General features: G+C 65.0%; 16 protein-coding genes and 1 riboswitch. Of the genes, 11 read left to right on the forward strand and 5 right to left on the reverse strand.

Going from position 1 to position 18866, the window contains the following annotated elements; genetic code table 11:
- Positions 1-61: 61 nt before the first annotated feature.
- From kdgD to ACTPOI_RS17490, 5 genes are all read left to right on the forward strand, one after another.
- Positions 62-979: a 5-dehydro-4-deoxyglucarate dehydratase gene (kdgD, locus tag ACTPOI_RS17470; protein ID WP_440111069.1), complete on the forward strand. Its 918-nt coding sequence runs from the start codon at positions 62-64 to the stop codon at positions 977-979.
- 83 nt (positions 980-1062) lie between these two features.
- Complete coding sequence (locus tag ACTPOI_RS17475; RefSeq protein WP_440111071.1) at positions 1063-2037, forward strand: Bug family tripartite tricarboxylate transporter substrate binding protein; 975 nt, start codon at positions 1063-1065, stop codon at positions 2035-2037.
- Positions 2038-2075: 38 nt separating this feature from the next.
- Positions 2076-3035 carry a Bug family tripartite tricarboxylate transporter substrate binding protein gene (locus ACTPOI_RS17480; protein ID WP_440111073.1) on the forward strand — a complete coding sequence of 320 codons (960 nt, stop codon included), beginning with the start codon at positions 2076-2078 and terminating at the stop codon, positions 3033-3035.
- A gap of 8 nt (positions 3036-3043) precedes the next feature.
- Complete coding sequence (gene gudD, locus ACTPOI_RS17485; protein WP_440111075.1) at positions 3044-4378, forward strand: glucarate dehydratase; 1335 nt, start codon at positions 3044-3046, stop codon at positions 4376-4378.
- Positions 4379-4415: 37 nt separating this feature from the next.
- Positions 4416-5528 (forward strand): SMP-30/gluconolactonase/LRE family protein, encoded by a 1113-nt coding sequence (locus ACTPOI_RS17490; protein WP_440111077.1) that lies wholly within the window; start codon positions 4416-4418, stop codon positions 5526-5528.
- Positions 5529-5591: 63 nt separating this feature from the next.
- On the opposite strand, the gene ACTPOI_RS17495 is transcribed toward ACTPOI_RS17490, so the two are convergent.
- Both ACTPOI_RS17495 and ACTPOI_RS17500 read right to left on the reverse strand, forming a co-directional pair.
- Complete coding sequence (locus ACTPOI_RS17495) at positions 5592-7127, reverse strand: S8 family serine peptidase (protein WP_440111079.1); 1536 nt, start codon at positions 7125-7127, stop codon at positions 5592-5594.
- Between the two features lie 49 nt (positions 7128-7176).
- Positions 7177-7263, reverse strand: a riboswitch (cyclic di-GMP riboswitch).
- A gap of 102 nt (positions 7264-7365) precedes the next feature.
- Positions 7366-8250, reverse strand: a complete 885-nt coding sequence (locus tag ACTPOI_RS17500; protein ID WP_440111081.1) for a LysR family transcriptional regulator — start codon at positions 8248-8250, stop codon at positions 7366-7368.
- Positions 8251-8368: 118 nt separating this feature from the next.
- Between ACTPOI_RS17500 and ACTPOI_RS17505 the strand changes: the two genes are divergently transcribed.
- From ACTPOI_RS17505 to ACTPOI_RS17525, 5 genes are all read left to right on the forward strand, one after another.
- Positions 8369-9070 (forward strand): class I SAM-dependent methyltransferase, encoded by a 702-nt coding sequence (locus ACTPOI_RS17505; protein ID WP_440111083.1) that lies wholly within the window; start codon positions 8369-8371, stop codon positions 9068-9070.
- A 136-nt stretch (positions 9071-9206) separates the two neighbouring features.
- Positions 9207-9440, forward strand: coding sequence for a hypothetical protein (locus ACTPOI_RS17510; RefSeq protein ID WP_440111085.1), 234 nt, complete (start codon positions 9207-9209; stop codon positions 9438-9440).
- A 26-nt stretch (positions 9441-9466) separates the two neighbouring features.
- A complete protein-coding gene (locus ACTPOI_RS17515) occupies positions 9467-9871 on the forward strand; it encodes a hypothetical protein (RefSeq protein ID WP_291518914.1) in 405 nt (134 codons plus the stop codon).
- A gap of 202 nt (positions 9872-10073) precedes the next feature.
- On the forward strand, positions 10074-10832 hold the full coding sequence (locus ACTPOI_RS17520; RefSeq protein WP_440111087.1) for an alpha/beta fold hydrolase: 759 nt from the start codon (positions 10074-10076) through the stop codon (positions 10830-10832).
- A gap of 152 nt (positions 10833-10984) precedes the next feature.
- A complete protein-coding gene (locus ACTPOI_RS17525) occupies positions 10985-11545 on the forward strand; it encodes a serine aminopeptidase domain-containing protein (RefSeq protein WP_440111089.1) in 561 nt (186 codons plus the stop codon).
- A gap of 166 nt (positions 11546-11711) precedes the next feature.
- Here the strand turns inward: ACTPOI_RS17525 and ACTPOI_RS17530 are convergent, their stop codons facing one another.
- The 3 genes from ACTPOI_RS17530 to hemH form a co-directional block, all read right to left on the reverse strand.
- Positions 11712-13886, reverse strand: a complete 2175-nt coding sequence (locus ACTPOI_RS17530; RefSeq protein ID WP_440111091.1) for a CHAT domain-containing protein — start codon at positions 13884-13886, stop codon at positions 11712-11714.
- Complete coding sequence (locus ACTPOI_RS17535) at positions 13883-16447, reverse strand: Lon protease family protein (RefSeq protein WP_440111093.1); 2565 nt, start codon at positions 16445-16447, stop codon at positions 13883-13885. Before ACTPOI_RS17535 ends, ACTPOI_RS17530 begins: the two co-directional genes overlap by 4 nt.
- 267 nt (positions 16448-16714) lie before the next feature.
- On the reverse strand, positions 16715-17833 hold the full coding sequence (hemH, locus tag ACTPOI_RS17540) for a ferrochelatase (protein ID WP_440111095.1): 1119 nt from the start codon (positions 17831-17833) through the stop codon (positions 16715-16717).
- A gap of 117 nt (positions 17834-17950) precedes the next feature.
- On the opposite strand from hemH, the gene ACTPOI_RS17545 reads away from it, so the two are divergent.
- A complete protein-coding gene (locus ACTPOI_RS17545; protein WP_440111097.1) occupies positions 17951-18685 on the forward strand; it encodes an HAD-IA family hydrolase in 735 nt (244 codons plus the stop codon).
- Positions 18686-18866: the final 181 nt, after the last annotated feature.

Consider the following 18866-nt stretch of genomic DNA (forward strand, 5'->3'; position numbering starts at 1 on the left):
ATCTCTCGGGATTCATGCACTGTAACAAAGCATGAGCCCGATCACCGCACCAGGACTTTTCATGCAATACACCCCGCAAGACCTCAAGCAAGTCATGTCCTCCGGACTGCTGTCATTTCCCGTGACCGACTTTGATGCGCAGGGCGACTTCAATGCGAAGTCGTACGCAGCCCGCCTGGAATGGCTGGCTCCCTATGGCGCCAGCGCACTGTTCGCTGCAGGCGGCACTGGCGAGTATTTCTCGCTCTATGGCGCCGAGTACGGCGACATCATCCGCACCGCGGTGGACACTTGCCGCGGCAAGGTCCCGATCATCGCGGGTGCCGGCGGCCCCACGCGTACCGCCATAGCCCATGCACAGGAGGCCGAACGCCTGGGCGCCCACGGCATCCTGCTGCTCCCGCATTACCTGACCGAAGCCGGGCAGGAAGGCCTCATTGCCCATGTGGAGCAGGTGTGCAAGAGCGTGCAGTTTGGCGTCATCGTCTACAACCGCGACCGCACCAAGTTCACGCCCAAATCGCTGGCCATCCTGGCCCAGCGTTGCCCGAACCTGATCGGCTTCAAGGACGGTATGGGCAACATCGAACTCATGTCTTCCATCTACATGGCGATGGGTGACCGCTTTGCGTACCTGGGCGGCCTGCCCACGGCCGAGGTCTACGCCGCGGCCTACAAGGCGCTGGGCACGCCGGTGTATTCGTCTGCGGTTTTCAACTTCATCCCCAAGACGGCCATGCAGTTCTACGAAGCCGTGCGCACCGACGACATGGTCACGCAACACCGGTTGCTCAAGACCTTCTTCATGCCCTACCTGAAGATCCGCAATCGCGTGGAAGGTTACGGCGTGAGCATCATCAAGGCGGGCGCACGCCTGGTGGGCCACGGTGCCGGCCCCGTGCGGGCCCCGCTGTCGGACCTCAAGCCTGGCGAGATGGACGAACTCAAGGCGCTGATCGACGCCCTCGGTCCCCAGTAAAACCCCAGGTCACGCACCCGCGGCACGGCGCCGCGGGCACCCGCTGTGGCCTTCATCCGCAGAAAAATGAGAGAGAGACAGACATGCAAACACGTCGCGTTGTACTGGCCGCTGTAGCGGCCGCCACCCTGGCCCTGGGCAGTTCTCCGGCGCTGGCCCAGGCCTATCCGTCCAAGCCGATCCGCATCGTTGTGCCGTTCCCTGCGGGAGGCACGTCTGACGTGCTGGCGCGCCTCTTGGGCCAGAAGATGAGCGAGAAGCTGGGCCAGCCCGTGGTGGTGGACAACAAGGCCGGCAATGCAGGCACCATCGGCGCCGACATGGTGGCCAAGTCGGCGCCTGACGGCTATACGTTTGTGCTGATGGACGTGGGCAACCTCACCATCAGCCCGGCGCTGTACAAGCTGCCGTTTGACGTGCAAAAGGACTTTGTGCCGGTGGCCATGGTCGGCTACTCGCCGCACCTGCTGGTGGTCAGCTCCAAGGTGCCGGTCAACAACGTTGCCGAGCTGGTGAAGTACGCCAAGGCCAACCCGGGCAAGCTCAACTTTGCAGCCGCTGCCGGCATGGGCAGCGCTACGCACATCGCCGGGGTCCAGTTTGCCCGGCGCACGGGCATCGAGTGGAACTACGTGCCCTACAAGGGCGGGGCCCAGGCCATGACCGACCTGGTGGGCGGCCACATGGATGTGACCATGAACGGCATGGTGGCCACCTACCCGCACGTGAAGTCCGGCAAGCTCAAGCTGCTGGCCGTTTCGTCGGCCAAGCGCTGGAGCGAACTGCCCGAGACGCCTGCGGTGGCTGAATCGGTGCCCCAGTTTCTCACCGGCAGCTGGCAGGGCTTGCTGGCCCCGGCCGGTACACCCCGCGCGGTGGTGGACCTGGTCCATGCCGAGGTGCTGCGCATCACGGCGTTGCCCGATGTGAGTGAAAAACTGCAGTCGCTGGGGTTGGAGGCCTCCCGCATGACTGGCGCCGAGTTCGCAGCATGGATCAAGGCGGAACTGCCCGAGATGGCCCAGATCGTGCGCGAAGAAAAGATTACCTTGCAATAAACAGACAGACAAGACAGACAAGACGGAGACAACCCATCATGAAAAAGTCCCTCATCACGCTGCTGGTCGCTGCGGCCACCAGTGTTTCTGCCTTCGCATGGCCCGACAAACCGGTCACGCTGGTCGTGCCCTTTCCGCCAGGCGGTTCCACCGACATGATTGCCCGCACGATCTCGGCCAAGCTCAGCGAGAAGCTCGGCGGCGGTGTGACCGTGGTGGTGGACAACAAGGCAGGCGCCACCGGAACCATTGGCGCCACGCAGGTGGCGCGTGCGCCTGCCGATGGGCATACGTTTCTGGTGGCTTCGCTGGGCCCGTTCGTGATAGCGCCGCACCTGATCAAGACGAACTACGACGCCATCAAGGACCTGGATCCGATCACCGTGGTCGTACAAGCCCCCAATGTCCTGGTCGTGCCTGCCGTGTCGGCACACAGATCGCTGGCAGATGTGATGACCTACCTGAAGGCCAACCCCGGCAAGATGACGTTTGCATCGTCGGGCAACGGCTCCAGCGACCACCTGACGGCCGAGCTGTTCTGGCAGCAGACGGGTACGAGTGGCGTGCACATCCCCTACCGGGGCGGCGGCCCGGTGATGACCGACCTGCTGGGCAACCAGGTGGAGTCGTCCTTCATGAACATCAACACGGCCATGCCGCAGATCAAGGCGGGCAAGCTCCGTGCGCTGGCCATCACCAGCGAAAAGCGTTCGCCGCTGTTGCCCGAAGTGCCCACGCTGGAAGAGAACGGCGTGAAAAATGCAGGCGTGCAGTCGTGGCAGGCCGTGGCCGCGCCCAGGGGGTTGCCTGCTGACATCAAGAAGCGCATGCATGAGGCCATCGTCTCCATCATCCGCGAGCCAGCCACCTCGGCGCGCCTGGCAGAGCTGGGCTTCGAGATCGTGCTGAACACGCCAGAGCAGTTTGCTTCGTTCCAGGCGGGCGAATACGCCCGCTGGGCCAAGCTCATCACGGCCCGAAACATCAAGGCAGACTGAAAACATCCATGACCGCACCGATCGTCCTGTCGATGCGTGTTGTCCCGGTTGCTGGCCGGGACGGCATGCTGCTCAACCTCTCGGGCGCGCACGCACCCTTTTTCACACGCAACATCGTCATCGTGACGGACAACGCCGGCCACACCGGCCTGGGCGAAGTGCCCGGCGGCGAGAAGATCCGCCAGACCCTGGAAGACGCGCGGCCGCTCGTGGAAGGTCAGCCCATCGGCAACCTGCAGTCCATCCTGAACGCCATGCGCACGAAGTTTGCCGATCGTGACAGCGGCGGGCGCGGCCTGCAGACGTTTGACTTGCGCACCACTATCCACGCCGTCACGGCCGTGGAATCGGCACTGCTGGACCTGCAGGGCCAGCACCTGGGCGTGCCGGTGGCGGCCCTGCTTGGCGAGGGCCAGCAACGCGATGCGGTGCAGATGCTGGGCTACCTTTTCTTTGTGGGGGACCGCACCAAAACCGATCTACCGTATGCGGACCCGGCCAGCGAACCCGACAGTGCCGACGACTGGTGCCGCCTGCGCCATGAAGCGGCGATGACGCCCGAGGCCGTGGTGCGCCTGGCCGAGGCTGCGCACCAGCGCTACGGTTTTCAGGATTTCAAGCTCAAGGGCGGGGTGCTGGCGGGCGATGCCGAGGTGGAGGCCGTGACCGCGCTGCACCAGCGCTTTCCAGAGGCGCGTGTCACGCTGGACCCCAACGGCGGCTGGTTGCTGAAAGACGCGATTCGCCTGGGCGAGAAGATGCGCGGCATCGTCGCGTATGCCGAAGACCCGTGTGGCGCCGAGGATGGCTTCAGCGGCCGAGAGGTGATGGCCGAGTTCCGTCGCGCCACGGGCTTGCCCACAGCCACCAACATGGTCGCCACCGACTGGCGGCAACTGGCGCATTCGCTGGCCCTGCAGAGTGTGGACATACCGCTGGCAGACCCGCACTTCTGGACCATGGCCGGCAGCGTGCGCGTGGCGCAGACCTGCCGCGACTGGGGGCTGACCTGGGGCAGCCACTCCAACAACCATTTCGACATTTCACTGGCCATGTTCACGCATGTGGGCGCAGCCGCACCGGGCAAGGTCACCGCCATCGACACCCACTGGATCTGGCAGGACGGCCAGCGCCTGACCCAAGACCCTCTGAGGATTGAAGGCGGCTATGTGCAGGTGCCTCAAAAGCCGGGCCTGGGTATCGAGATCGACATGGTCGAGGTTGAAAAGGCCCACCAGCTGTACCTGCAGCATGGCCTGGGCGCGCGTGACGATGCCATGGCCATGCAGTACCTGATCCCGGGCTGGAAGTTCGACAACAAGAAGCCCTGCATGCTGCGGTGACAGGCGCCCGCGAAAGCGTCCGCCACGAGGAGACCCCATGAACACAAGCCACTACAACAACCGCCGTCATTTCCTGAAAGCCGCCAGCGCAGCGGGTCTGGTTGCAGCGGGGGCTCCGGCCCTTGCGCAGTCCTTTGCCTTTGTGCCCAACCAGCGATACCCCGACCCGTCGGTGCAGATCCTGGACCCGTCGTTCGCCCGGTACCGCATCTACAGCAGTACGGTGGAGCAGGTGGCCACGGGCATGCGCTGGGCCGAAGGTCCTGCGTACTTTCCCGGCGCCGATGGCGGCCCCGGGCATCTGCTCGTCAGCGACATTCCGAACAACCGGATCATGAGGTTCGACGAGAAGACCGGCAGCTTCACGGTGTTCCGCGAAAAGGCAAACTGGGCCAACGGCAATGTGCGTGACCGCCAGGGGCGACTTGTCACGTGCGAGCATTCGGTCACGCGCCGCGTGACCCGCACCGAGGCCAACGGCAGGGTCACCGTGCTGGCCGACAGCTTTGAGGGCAAGCGCCTGAACGCGCCCAACGACGTCGTTGTCAGAAGCGATGACACCATCTGGTTTACCGACCCGCTGTTCGGCATCAACGGCGAGTGGGAGGGCTCTCGGGCCAAGCCCGAGCAAGCCACCACTAATGTCTACCGCATCGGCACCGACGGCAAGCTGACCGCCATCATCACCGACCTGGTCAACCCCAACGGCCTGGCCTTCAGCCCTGACGAGAAAAAGCTTTACGTGGTGGAGTGGAAGGGCACACCCAACCGCAGCATCTGGGCGTATGACGTGGGGGCCGATGGCAGTGTGTCCAACAAGACCAAGCTCATCGACGCGGCCGACTTTGGCGCACTCGATGGCTTCAAGGTCGACCGCGACGGCAACCTGTGGTGCGGCTGGGGCAGCAATGGCGCGCTGAATGCCGAGCCCGTCGACATGGGCGGCCGCAAGGTGTACCAGCTCCGGGGCAAGCCCGAGGAACTGGATGGCGTGATGGTTTTCAGCCCTGCGGGCAAGCCACTGGCCCACATTCGCCTGCCCGAGCGCTGTGCCAACCTGTGCTTTGGCGGCCCCAAGGGCAACCGCCTGTACATGGCCAGCAGCCATTCGCTGTATGCGCTGTACGTCGAGGCACACGGCGCCGTCTGACCTTCAAGGCGTGCGGGCATGCACGCCCGTTTTGGGCGAAATGGGCGAGATGGTTGTTCGGGCCTATCGGGTGATCGCCACGGACGACACCACGTTCTTTGCAGGGTCGTAGGTCATCCCCGTGCCGGAGATGCCGCTCACCGAAAACGTGGCTGACGTCACCGTGTTTTTCAGCGTGACCGATACCGCACAGGTGCCGGTGCTGCCCGTGGTGCATGCAAAGGTGCCTGTCGTCACACTGAACCGACCAGAAACCGTCGCGCCTGGAACGACGCTGCCGTTGGCATTGAGCACTGTCACCGTTGCCGTGGCTGTCCAGCCATTCTTGGCTGTTGTGCGCGAGCCGGTCAGTGCGCCCACCGACACGGCTTGCGTGGTGATGGCACTGTCGGTACCGGTGTACAGCAGCAGGTTGGGCGAGCCGGTGCCCGGCGTGGTCACCTTGTTCGGTGTCGCGCGGGTGGTGATGAGCTGGACCACCTGGCTGGGTGTGAGTGCAGGTTGCGCATGGAGCAGCAGGGCCACGTTGCCCGCTACATGGGGCGCAGCCATCGACGTGCCGCTCATGGTTGCAAGTGCCGTGTCGCCGGCGATGCCAGCCGAGGTAATGGCCGAGCCAGGCGCGAACACATCCAGGCACCGGCCCCAGTTGGAATACGAAGCGCGCGCATCGTTGCTGGCCGTGGCCCCAACCGTGATTGCCGATGGCTCCCGCGCTGGCGACGTGGTGCAGGCGTCCACGTTGGAATTGCCGGCGGCCACTGCCACGGGGATGCCGCGCGCCACCACATTGGCGACGGCGCTGTCGAGAGTGGAGGTGGCGCCACCGCCCAGCGACATGTTGAGTACGGCCGGGCGTACCGCGTTGACGGCAGCCCAGTCCAGCCCGGCGAGCACACCGCTCATGGTGCCTGAGCCGTCGCACCCCAGCACGCGCACCGGGACCACGCTGGCCGCCTTGGCAACACCGTAGGTGCTGCCAGCCGCCGTGGCCGCCACGTGGGTGCCATGGCCGTTGCAGTCGTTGGTGCCGTTGCCGTCGGCAATGGCGGTGTAGCCCGCACGCACACGGCCGCTCAGCTCTGTGTGGGTTGCACGGACGCCGGTGTCCAGCACCAGGATCTGCACGCCCAGGCCAGTGGCTGTGTAGCGGTAGGTTCCATCCAGCGGCAGTGCGCGCTGGTCCGAGCGGTCCAGGCCCCAGGTTGCGCCGAGCTGGGCGGTTTGCTGATGGCGGACTGCCACGTCTTCTTCTACCGACTGCACCAGGGGATGCCTGCGCATGGCGTCCAGAAAGTGTGCGCTGGTCTGCGTGGGCAGGGTCACGGCAAAGCCCTTGATGGCGTGCTCGTAGACGAAATCCGGCTTGGTGCCAGCGCCGTTGGCCAGCGATTCGGCATGCTGACGCACATCGCTGGCGGTAGGCAGCATGACGACCACATAGCGTGTGCGGTCGGGTTGCTGGGCGCTGGCTGGTGCACCGGGCGCCGACGGGCCCGCGTTTGCGCCAAGGGACAGGCCTGCCAGCGAGAGCGCGGCGGGAATCGCCAGTGAAAGGATGGAGCGGCGGAGAAACCGCGCGCGGCAGATCGGTTGCATGGTGGCCTCTTTCATCGTTCAGAGGCCGGCGGGGGATTCGGTCCCCGGCGCCGGCGGCCCCGCTGCCATGGCGTTGTTACGCGGTAGGCCGGTGGCTTTGCGTCCCGCGCTTTCGCACGGTTTGCCTGTTACAAGAGGTTTCATTTTAGCCTGTGAGGCCGTTCCCGTGCAATTGGCCCGGTGCATTGCCCTCTACAGCGGCAGGGTCCGCGCCAAATGCGAGTCGCCTCGCACGCGGTCAAGAAGTCGTGTCGGCCAGCTCCCGGGCGAGGGCCTCAAACACCACCCGGATCCTGCGCGAGGTACGCAGTTCGCGGTGCGATACGAGCCAGAGGGGAAACCGTACCGCTGGCACCTCGTCCAGCACGCGCACCATGCCCGGTGTCCGGCTGGCGATCTCATTCATCATGGCGCCGATGCCCATGCCCTGCTGCACGAGCGCCCAGTGCGCCACTGTGTGATCGGAGTAGCAACTGAAGTTGGCCTCGGTCAGGTTCAGACCATGCTGGCGCAAATACCCGAGATATTGGCCATTGCGGTCCGAGCCCACAAACGGCAGGTGCACGGCGTCTTCTGCGCTGCGCGGATGCCCGTGGTGGCGTACCCACTCTTCCGATGCATAGAAGAAGGCCTGCGCTTCGCGCACCAGCCGGGCGATCAGGTCGGGCTGCCCGGGCTGCACGTGGCGGATAGCAATGTCTGCCTCGCGGCGCAGCAGGTCGCTGATGGCGTTGGACGCGATGACCTCTACCGCAATGCCGGGCTCCTGCGCCCGCAGGCGCTGCACGATGGGGGGGAGCAAATAGGTGGCCACTGCGTCGGTGGCGGACACCGACACCACGCCCCCCACCGCCTGCGACCGGCCGCTGGCGGCCATGCCCAGCGCCTCGGCCGCGGCGCCCATGGCGCGGGCGTGCTCCAGCAGGTCAAGCCCCGTGGGGGTCAACATCATCGCCTTGCCCACCCGCTCGAACAGCGTCACACCCATCTGCTGTTCGATGGCCGCCACCTGCCGGCTCAAGGTGGGTTGGCTCAGGCCCAGCTTGCGCGCTGCGGCAGACAGCGAGCCCGTCTGGGCAGTCTGCAGAAAAGCTTTCAGTTGGTTCCAGTCGAGGTTATCCATGCGGAAATGTATATGTTCGCTGCAATCTACCGCAGTTTCGCAATGCTTCATGCATGGATAGGATCAGGGCATAGCACATTGCCCCCGAAACCGCCTCCACTTCAGCCGCTCCCATCCCATGTCGTCCTCTCCCGCAATGTCCCCGGTTGCCAACGCTGCGCATGCTGCCGCCGTCCCCGCTTCGGGCACGGCCAGGGTCCGTTTCTGGGACCGCATTGCGCCCAAGTACGCGGCCGACTCCATCGCCGACCTGGCAGGGTACGAGACCACGTTGCGCCGCGTTCAGAGCCTGCTTTCCCCGTCGCAGGACGTGCTCGAGATAGGCTGCGGCACCGGCAGCACTGCGTTGCGCATGGCGCCGTTCACACGGAGCCTGCTGGCGACCGACGTGTCGCCCGCAATGATTGCCATTGCGCACCAGCGGCTGGCAGCGCAGCCAACGCCCCATCTGCGCTTTGAGGTTGCCGATGCCGACGCCATGGCATTTGGGCAGGGAGCGTATGACGCAGTGCTCGCCTTCAATGTGCTGCATCTGGTCAGCGACCTGGATGCAGCGCTTGCGCTGTTGGCGCGGGCCCTGCGCCCGGGGGGCCTGCTGATTTCCAAGACGCCCTGTCTTGCCGAGATGAACCCGCTGATTCCCCATGTGGCCGTGCCGCTGATGCGTGCCATCGGCATGGCACCGCCGGTGCTGTGCTTGTCTGAGCAGCGCCTGCATGCAGCCTTGGCACAGCAAGGCCTTCAGGCCGTCTGCGCCGAACGGCATGGCACGCGCGGCAAGGACATTCGCGCCTTTGTCGTGACCCGCAAGCCGGGCTGATTTTTCTTTCGTTTCACCCGCTGTGTGTGGCCCGTTGCAGGGCCGCAGGGTCTTGTATTGCCTGTCGTTTCTGTCCCTTTGTCCGAAGTTGCTTTCCGAGGCCGCCTGCTCATAGCCTCGGCCCGTGGAGTCCCTGATGCGTGTGTATTCCCAGTTTTCCTTGCGCGGCCGCATGGCCCGACTGACGGCGAGGGCGCTGTTCGCCATTGCGGCGCTACCCCTGGCGGCATGCAGCGGCGGGGGCGACGCACCGCGCGATGGTGGCTCTGGCGGCGCCCGGCCCGTGTTTTTCATCAGCGCGCTGGATACCGGGGGCGGGCCCCTGGACCGCGCCGCGCCCCGTGACCGGTACGCCTCCTTCTTCCTCTGATTTTCTCCACGACCCCAAGGCCTGCCATGTACCTTCGATCCCTGTTCCCCATTGCGACCGCGTTGGCCCTGCTGACCGGCTGCGCGTCCACCATCACCCAGGACGGGCTGGCACAACGCACCGCACAGGCGCTGGGGCGCACCCCGGCCCAGTTGACCATCAGCGACCGCAGCGAAGAAACCGGTGGCCGCATCAACTACACCGTGGCCACGCGCGACGGCGCCAGCTACCGGTGCTATCTGTACAGCGCGACCGGCTTTCAGAGTGCCATGAGCTTCGGGCAGACGCCGCATTCCGACGCCATCTGCACCGCGGTCGTGGGCGGCCAGAGCGGCAACAGCAGCACGCCGCCCGCTGCGGCCGCAGCGCAGCGCGGGCCCGCTGGTGGCAAGGAGTGCAATGCGCTGCTGCGCGCTGCAGGCCGCTGCTGATGCTTAGCGCGGTGTCGGCTCGTCACGAAGCCGCGTGCAGTCGCTGCGGCATCCATGGGGGACCCGGTGCATGGCTGGCAACCCCCGTGCCCGGGCTGCGGTCGGTCAAGGGCGCTGTATGTGCAGAAATGGGCAAGGCAACGTGAAACGATGGCCATGGGCAATATGCCTGCTGCTTTTGCTGTTGAGCGGCTGCGCAACGGTGCCTGGCACCACCACGGGTACGGTAGCGGGGCGCAGTGTGGAATTCGCGCTGGAGGGCCAGGGCACGCCCGTGGTGGTGTTCGAGAACGGGCTGGGCGCCACGCTCGACTGGTGGGCCAAGGTATGGCCGGACACCGTGGCAAATAGCCGCGCACTGGCCTACAACCGCGCAGGCCATGGTGGCAGCGACGCGTCCATGCTGCCGCGCGATGGCGCCCAGGTGGTGGAAGAGCTGCGGGCCCTGCTGCAGGCGCGCGACCTGCCACCGCCCTATGTGCTGGTGGGGCACTCGCTGGGCGGCCTGTACATGCAGCTCTTCGCTCGCCAATACCCCGCAGACGTGGCAGCGCTGGTGCTGGTGGATTCAACGCACCCCGATCAGGTCAAGGGTGCGGGCAACCCGGACCATTGGCCGACGTGGCTGAAGCTGGTGTTCCGCGCAACGACATCGGACACCGCCAAGCATGAACTCGCAGCGCTGGACGACACGGGCACACAAGTGTCAAGCCTGCCTGTAGACCCAGCCGTGCCCGTGTGGGTGCTCAGTGCCTTGCGCGCCGCGGGTGCCCCGTCGGCCTTGGCCACCGATGCCGAGCGTAAGCGCGCCGACATTTCCCAGCTGTACCCGGGCTCCACCCAGTTGTGGGTGGACAGCGGCCACGGCATTCCGCTGGAAAAGCCCGAGGCCGTGGTCGGTGCAATCCGGGAGGCAATGCGGGCTGCCCGTGTTTCGCGGGATGTGCATAGGGCGCAGTAGCCGTTTGCGCAGGATGCCGCCATGGTGGATGAGCCGCTGTGGGCGGCCCCGCCAGGAGCGTGCCGTGCACCATGGATGGGAATACGGTTGCTATTTATTTAATAGCTAGATGACCAAATAAAAAAAGGGCTAGGGGCCCATTTGATTCAAAAATGCCCGCGCGCACCGCCCAGGAAGGCGCGGGCAACTTGCGCGGCCACTACGACCACTCCGCCACCTGGTCCGGCGTCATCCTGTCAGGCTCCACCGCCCTCGATCTGCTCGCCGCTGCCATTGCCGACGCGCCTGCATACGCACTAGCCGGGATTGCCCCCTTCAACGCGGGCTTTGAACACCGCACCGGCTACGAATGGCTGTCGCGCGACCGTGCCGAGGTTGACGCCTACGTGGCCGACCCCTGGTGCGGCTGGGACGTGCCGCCTGATGTCATCCCCGCACTCTTCGCCCCCGCCCCCCGCCTGGCCGACCCCACTCAACTCGCGCGCATCCGCAGCGACCTGCCCATCCTCATCGCATCCGGCGACGCAGACCCGCTGGCCGCAGGCGGGGTCTTATTGGAGCAACTGGGCCAGCGGTATCGGGATGCCGGTGTGGCCGACGTGACGGTCAAGCTGTACCCGGCGGCGCGGCATGAAATCTTGAATGAGACGAATCGGGATGAGGTGACGGGGGATGTTGTGGGGTGGTTGCGGGGGCGTGTCGAGGTGGCGTAGTCGATGCTAAATACTGCGATGGCGATCTGCGCGCTGTCTACCTGTAGAGTAGATGCAGGCATTAACGCATGAGCTCTGTCGTGCTATTTGTTGCCTCAGTTCGCTAGATGATGGCAATGAACTTCTATGACTCTACTTATGGCAAAGCCCCTTCGTGCTGGAATAGCTATCCATCACTTTCGACTTCGCTGTACGAATCGTTACTTACGATGAAAATGTTTTCCGGCTGCCCAAACTGCCCAAACAGCATCGTTTCAACAAACTGATACCGTGCAGCCCAGATTTTGCTGACATCGCCTGGTTCCATCGCAGTGAAATCAGCGACGCCTTGCTGCAGCTTTTCCAGCCAATCGGGGGCTCTGCCATTTATCGCCATGTTTGCTTCATAGTGGAGCTTGCGATACTGGGTCTCGTTGATCACCTTGCGCACTTCAAGGAGGTCTTGCAGGACATCTGTTACGTATGACATCCGGAAGAATGAGCCGACAATCTCGCGCCAGTTCACGGGCCTATCCTTTGAAATTAGCGGCAGGTATGCAGCAACCCGATACAAAAGCCGTCCGACGAAGATCGCCGTGTGGCGCGAGTCCACGGGCGCATAGGTCCCTAACACTGACTGAACGCCGTTGGCGAGAAACCCGTTGGCCACGGAGGCATGCGATCCGTCCACGGGATGGGTGCTGCATGCTGCCAGCACCACGATGTGAGTCATGCGCGCTACATGTTTGAGATCCCAAACGTCGACTTTCTCTTTACCGATCTGCAGCCATGCTGGTTGCGTCTTTCCGCCATGGTTGCCATGACAGTCGAAAATGACCATGACCCCTTGATGCGCGTTCATCGCGTCGATCAGCTCATCTCTCGTAGACACGTCGACAATCTCGACCTTCATCTCGCCCAAGTCGTATTTGGCGATGGCTAGCTCAAGGTCGCTACGAATCGGGTCGTCCGGTGCGAACGACCGGATCACAAGGATGTGATCTAACGCCATCTTCGGTACCGTAATCCTTGGATGGGCTAGGGCCACCTGGACTGCCACATTCCCTGGCGTGGATGGGATGCGCGACATCTCGTAGCGGAACATCGCCGGTAAACCGTCGATGGATAGCCACTCGATCGGAAAATCACAGATGGTCAGCAGTCGTTCGCGGCCGTCGAACATCGCCTTCCACAACTTCTCTCCTACCTCGCTGCGGATCTCGCCGCTGTACTCGGCCAAATGTCGATTTAGCTCTGCTAGCCGGGTCGGCTTATTCGAGCTAACTAGCGAGTAGATTTCACTCAGCCGGTCGTGGTGGAGCATTACGGCATCTGGCAGCCGAAATGCCGGTACGAATTGATTTGCAGCCAGTACTGCGATGACAGTTGAAAAAAAACGCTGTTCGAATTGCCTGTGTTTCAAGAGCGGGCCCACGACAGGGTCCGCGTATGGATTGAAGTCTTCTACCTTTGTTCCGGCGAATGTGATGCTGCCATTGCCGTACCCCCTGCTGCGTACCAGCATGGCCTTGACGAAATTTCGCTTGTCACGATCCAGATCACGAAGAATAGGGTTCCAAATCTTGTTGTCGATCTTGTACAGCAAGGCATAGATAGACGCGCAGAAGATGATCGCGTCGTTTTTCCGCAGGGCGTACACCTCAAGGCCTTGCCGCAACTGATCGATCATTTCGGAAAACTCTACGATTGCATCAATGTGTGCCTCGATGCCACGGCCAAGCGTCGGCTCTATAACCTCACTGTTGTCCAAGTTGTAGCCGTACAGCCGTAGCACTGCAGCTGACGGTTTCGTGCAGTTGTGTAGCTTCGGGACGAATGGGAGCAGCCCTTGCTCCCTATCGGCAGGAGGGCGTGCCTTCATTAACTCGACGAGAACTTGAAAACTGCTGTCGTGGGCCGCAGTTCGTTCCGCCAGCGCCAGTAGATGACCATAAATCGCGTCGGCGCTGAGATCGGCCATTGAGACTGCGCCCGCAAAGCGGTTGAGCGTTATATGCAATGGCCTAACCGCGAAGCAGTGCAGCCTCGCCTCTACATCAGCTGCCGACTTGTCTGTGCTCCATATGACGGTAGGCAACCCTCCAACCTCGGCATGGCCCTCTGTGAGCAGGTCTGCCCTGAGCATGCGAATGCAGAGGGCCGAGCCTGCTATCTTGGATGCAATAAATGCGTCCCCCGCAAGGCCAAGCTCCACCATGTCGTGTGGAAATCTGACAAGCATGTCCATGATTGCCAAGTAGTCGGGAATCAACGCCAAAGCAAACCCTTGGAAGAAGGTTTGGCCAGACGCAGCAACATCCGTAGGCATGGCAATGATGTGTTGAATGGCGCTCGTGCTCATAAGAAACTTCTCCCTGTTATCCGACCCCGCCCCCCACGCCCCCTCCGCGCTCCCCCCGCCACCTGACAAGCCCTCCGATACGCCCGCAGCGTCTGCTCCGCCCGCTGCATCACCGTGTCTTCCACCGTGGCCGCGCCTCCGGCCAGTGCATCGGCCTGCGCACGCACCAACTCCGCCGGGCTCATCCCCGACGCCTCGCCCGTCAGCAGCGCAATGCCTTCGCTCACATGCTGCATGGTGTAGACGTGGAACAGCCCGCTTTCCACCGCGTCCAGCACGGCGCGGCTGAGCATCAGGTGGCGCTGGTTGCGGGCGGGGATGAGTACGCCTTGCGTGCCGTCCAGCCCCGCCGTGGCGCAGGTGCGGAACCAGCCTTCGATCTTTTCGTTGATGCCGCCCACGGGCAGCACTTCGCCATGCTGGTTGAGCGCGCCGGTGATGGCGATGCCCTGGCGCAGAGGCAGGCCTGACAGGCTGGACAGCAGCGCGTACAGCTCGGCGCACGAGGCCGAGTCGCCTTCCACGCCGCTGTATTCCTGCTCGAACACGATGGAGGCATTGAGCGCCAGCGGTGCCACATGGCTGAACAGGGCAGTCAGGTAGCTGTGCAGGATGAGCACGCCCTTGTCGTGGATGGGGCCTGACATGTCGACCTCGCGCTCGATGTTGAGCAGGCCCTCTTGCCCGGCAAAGGTGCGCGCGGTAATGCGCACGGGGAAGCCAAAGCGGTAGTCGCCCAGGTCGATCTGCGTGAGGGCGTTGATCTGCCCCGCAACGCTGCCAGTCAGCGTGATGAGTCGTTCGCCCTCCACGATGGATTCGTGCAGCTGCTCTTCGGGGTAGTTGTGGCGCAGCATGCGGGCGTGGTGGGCGGCCTGTACGTCAGCGGCCTCGACCAGCGTGCCGCCACGTGCCTGGCACAGGGCGGCGGCTTCGATCAGCGAGGCCTCGATGTGGCCAAACTGGGCGCTCTGGCGGCCCTGGTCATCGGCCTCGCGGTGGGCCTGCTCCAGCAGCAGCGCAACGGCGGCTGCGCCAAAGTGCGGCAGGCCCCGGCGCTGGCAGCTGTGCGCCACAAAGATGGCGGTGGCGCGGCGCGTGTCGGCGCTGGCGGCGAAGCGCTCCACAAAATCCACCTTGGCCCGAAAGCGCCGTGCGGTGTCGGGGTCGGCCTCTTGCAGGGCGTAGTACTCGTCCACGGTGCCGATCAGCACGATCTTCACGTCCACCTGCACGGCTTCAGGCTGCAGCGCCACGGGTGCGCCGCCGCTGCCGCCACTGCCTGATTCGTCGATGTGCAGGCGGCTGGAGCGCAGAAAGCGCCGCAGGCGCGCCCACAGGCCGTCTTCGCCGGTCAGGTCGTGCAGGTGCAGCAGCACAAAGCCGCCGTGCGCCCGCAGCAGGCTGCCCGCGCGGATGCCGGTGTAGTCGGCCTGGGGGGTGTCGCCGTCGTGGCGGGTTTCGATGCTGCCGAACAGCGTGCGGTGCTGGGGGTTGTCTTCCACGATCACCGGCGCGCCGCGCTGGTCGTGGTGGTCTACCGCCAGGTGGATCTGGCACAGGTGCAGCAGGTGGTCGAGCGCGTCTTGCGCGTCGTCGCCGTCATCGCCATCGTCGGTGTTGCTGCCGCTGCTGCTGCTACCTTTGTCGGCTGGCATCGGTGCATCGGCGGCGGCATCCCGTGCGGGTGGCTCGGCCAGCTCGAACCAGTGCAGGTGCTGCAGCAGTTCACGCTCCACCTGCACCAGCCAGGTCTGCAGTGCGTCGGGCTGGGCCGCCACGGCACTGCGCACGGCCTCCAGTGCCTGCTGCACCAGCGGGCGCACGGTGCGCTTGCGCAGGTCGTTCAGGGCATCGTCGCGCACACGCTCCAGCGGGCGCAGCGTTTGTGCAAACGCCACGATCTCGGCGCGCAGGGCCTGCTCGGCTGCGTCGATGCGAGCGCGCTGCTCGGGCGGCAGGGCGCGTGCCTCGGTTTCGGTCAGCGGCTGGCCGTTGGGGCCGGTGATGGTGAAGACCATGTGGCCGCCGTCGTCGTCTGACCTCGACAGGCGGAACTCGCGCTCGCGCGCGAAGCCTTCCAGTGCAGAAAAGGCCTGGGTTTCCTGCACCTCGTAGGCCTGCTCAATGGTGCGCGCCTGGGCGCGAAAGTCGGGGCTGCTGAGGTGGCGCGGGATGTCGGTCTGCAGCGTGCGCGCCAGTTCTGCCATCGCCTTGCGCAGCAAGCGGCCCTGGCCCGCAGGCAGCCGCAGCGCACGGGGGTGCTCAGGCGCGTCAAAGTTGTGCAGGTAGCACAGGTCGGGCGGCACGGGCCGCGTGGCGGCCACTTCGCGCATGGCCTGGTGCATGAGCGATGCACGGCCGCTGCCCACTTCGCCCAGCACAAACAGGTGGTAGTCGGGCTGCACCATGGTCAGCCCGAACTGTGCTGCTGCCTGGGCCCGCTCCTGGCCGATCCACGGCAGGGGGAGGGCCTGCAGTTCCGCGGTGCTGGCAAAGCCCAGTGAGTCGGGGTCGATGGTCAGGCGGAGCTGGTGCGGGGCAAGGGCGATGGCGGGCATGGGCGCGGGTGAATGGTGCGGGGGGCCGGGGGTACGGGCTGGCAGGGCTACCGGAGCCCGAAAAGCGTGTCTGGAGGCCGATTCTGAGCGAAAACGGCCTATGGCCCTTGATATTAATGCCTTGATTGCTATCAAAAGCGTAGTGTTTGGCGCAAGTGCCTGCCCCAAGGTCTGCCCCAACGCCTGTAAAGCCGCGGCGCGGCCATGCCATGCCTCAACCGGCGGCGGAGTTTGGGCGCGCAGCCATGCGCCCCGCGCAGCAGTCCGTCAGTGCTTGACGGGGCACACGCCCTGGGGTGCCCCGCCCGCCAGCGCGTGCTTGCGGGCATCGGCCAGGGTGGCGGCCGAAGGCGCTTCGGTGGGCCAGCCGGCCAGGTGCTGCTGGGCCACGCGGCTCAGTGCGGTGATCCAGTGGTTGTTGTCGTTCAGGCACGGGATGTAGTGGAACTCCTGGCCCCCCGCGTGCAGGAAGGCCTCGCGCACTTCCATGTTGATTTCTTCCAGCGTTTCCAGGCAGTCGCTGGTAAAGCCGGGGCACACCACGTCCACGCGCCGCGTACCGGCGGCACCGAGGGCCTCGATGGTGGGCTGGGTGTAGGGCTCCAGCCACTTCGCCCTGCCAAAGCGCGACTGGAAGGTAACGCGGTAGCGGTCTTCACGCAGGCCCAGGCGCTCGGCCAGCAGGCGGCCGGTTTTGCGGGCTTCGCAGTGGTAGGGGTCGCCCAGGTGCAGGGTGCGCTCGGGCACGCCATGAAAGCTCATCACCAGCTGGTCGGGCTGGCCGTGCGTTTTCCAGTGCGATTCGATGGTGCGGGCCAGGGCGTCGATGTAGCCGGGAGCGTCGTGGTAGCGGTTCACAAAACGCAGCTCGGGCACGTTGCGGGTCTTCGCGGCCCAGGTGTAGACGGCATCAAACACGCTGGCCGTGGTGGTGGCTGAATATTGCGGGTACAGCGGCAGGATGAGGATGCGCGTGGCGCCTTCGGCCTTCAGGGCATCCAGTTGGCTTTCGATGGACGGGTTGCCGTAGCGCATGGCGTGGCGCACCAGCACCCCGTGGCCCGCTTCGCCCAGCCAGCCGCGCAGCAACGTGGCCTGCTTGGCTGTCCACACCGCCAGGGGGGAGCCCTCGGGCGTCCATACGGTGGCGTACTTGGCGGCCGACTTGGCGGGCCGCACCCGCAGGATGATGCCGTGCAGGATCACCATCCACACCAGCCGGGGGATCTCGACCACGCGGTGGTCCCCCAGAAACTGCGCCAGGTAGCGGCGCACGGCTGGTGCGGTGGCTGCATCGGGCGTGCCCAGGTTGCACAGCAGCACGGCGGTGCGCTCGGCTTGGCCGTGGGTGTAGGGGGGTTCGGAGGCGAAAGGGGATGAAAGCATGGGGGCGATTGTGGCAAAACGTGTGCAGCGCCGGTGACGCCGGGTCTTTGCGGGCCGCGCTATTCTTCGTGACCGTCACCCACTGCTGGCCGGGCCGCACGGCCTACGGCGCACCGCATGCCACATCCACAGAACCTCGACCTCTCCCGCATCCGCGCCGTCACGCTCGACCTGGACGACACGCTCTGGCCCATCTGGCCCACCATTGAGCGGGCCGAGGCCGTGCTGCTGGCTTGGATGACCGAGCACGCCCCCGCCACGGCCGCGCTGTTCAAGGACACGGCCGCGCTGCGCGCCATTCGCAACCAGATGGTCACGCTGCGGCCCGACCTGCAGCACGACCTGAGCGCTCTACGGCGCGAATCCATCCGCATGGCGCTCACGCAGGCGGGCGACGAGCCCTCGCTGGCCGAGCCCGCGTTTGACCTGTTTTTTACGGAGCGCCAGCGCGTGGACCTGTTTGCCGACGCGCACGAGTCGCTGGCTTTTCTGTCGGCCCGGTACCCGGTGGCGGCTGTCTCCAACGGCAATGCGGATGTGCACCGCGTGGGCATTGGCCAGTATTTCCGCCACAGCCTGAGCGCCCAGGTGTTTGGCATTGCCAAGCCGGATGCGCGCATCTTCCACGCTGCCGCCGCCGCGCTGCAGGTGCAGCCCCACGAGGTGCTGCATGTGGGCGACGACGCCACGCTGGACGCCCGCGGCGCCATGGACGCTGGCATGCAGGCCGTGTGGTTCAACCCCGCCGAGCACGCCTGGCCGTACGACACGCCGCCGCACGCCACGGTGAGCAGCCTGTCGGAGCTGTGCCGCCTCCTAGGGATGACCAGCGTAACTCCCTGCGGGCTGTGATAGCGCGGCCTCGGGCGGTCCGCTGCGTTGCTTTTCTTGCCAATAGCCCGGCTATTGGCTGCAAAAAGACGCCTTGCGGCCCATCCCGATCCGCACTACCACCCCTCGCGAGGGTTACGCAGGTCACCCCTGGAGGCGTAGGTGCCTGGCCACGTCGGCCACGCTCGCCGCGTCGTTTCTT

The organism is Acidovorax sp. BL-A-41-H1 (assembly GCF_051942715.1).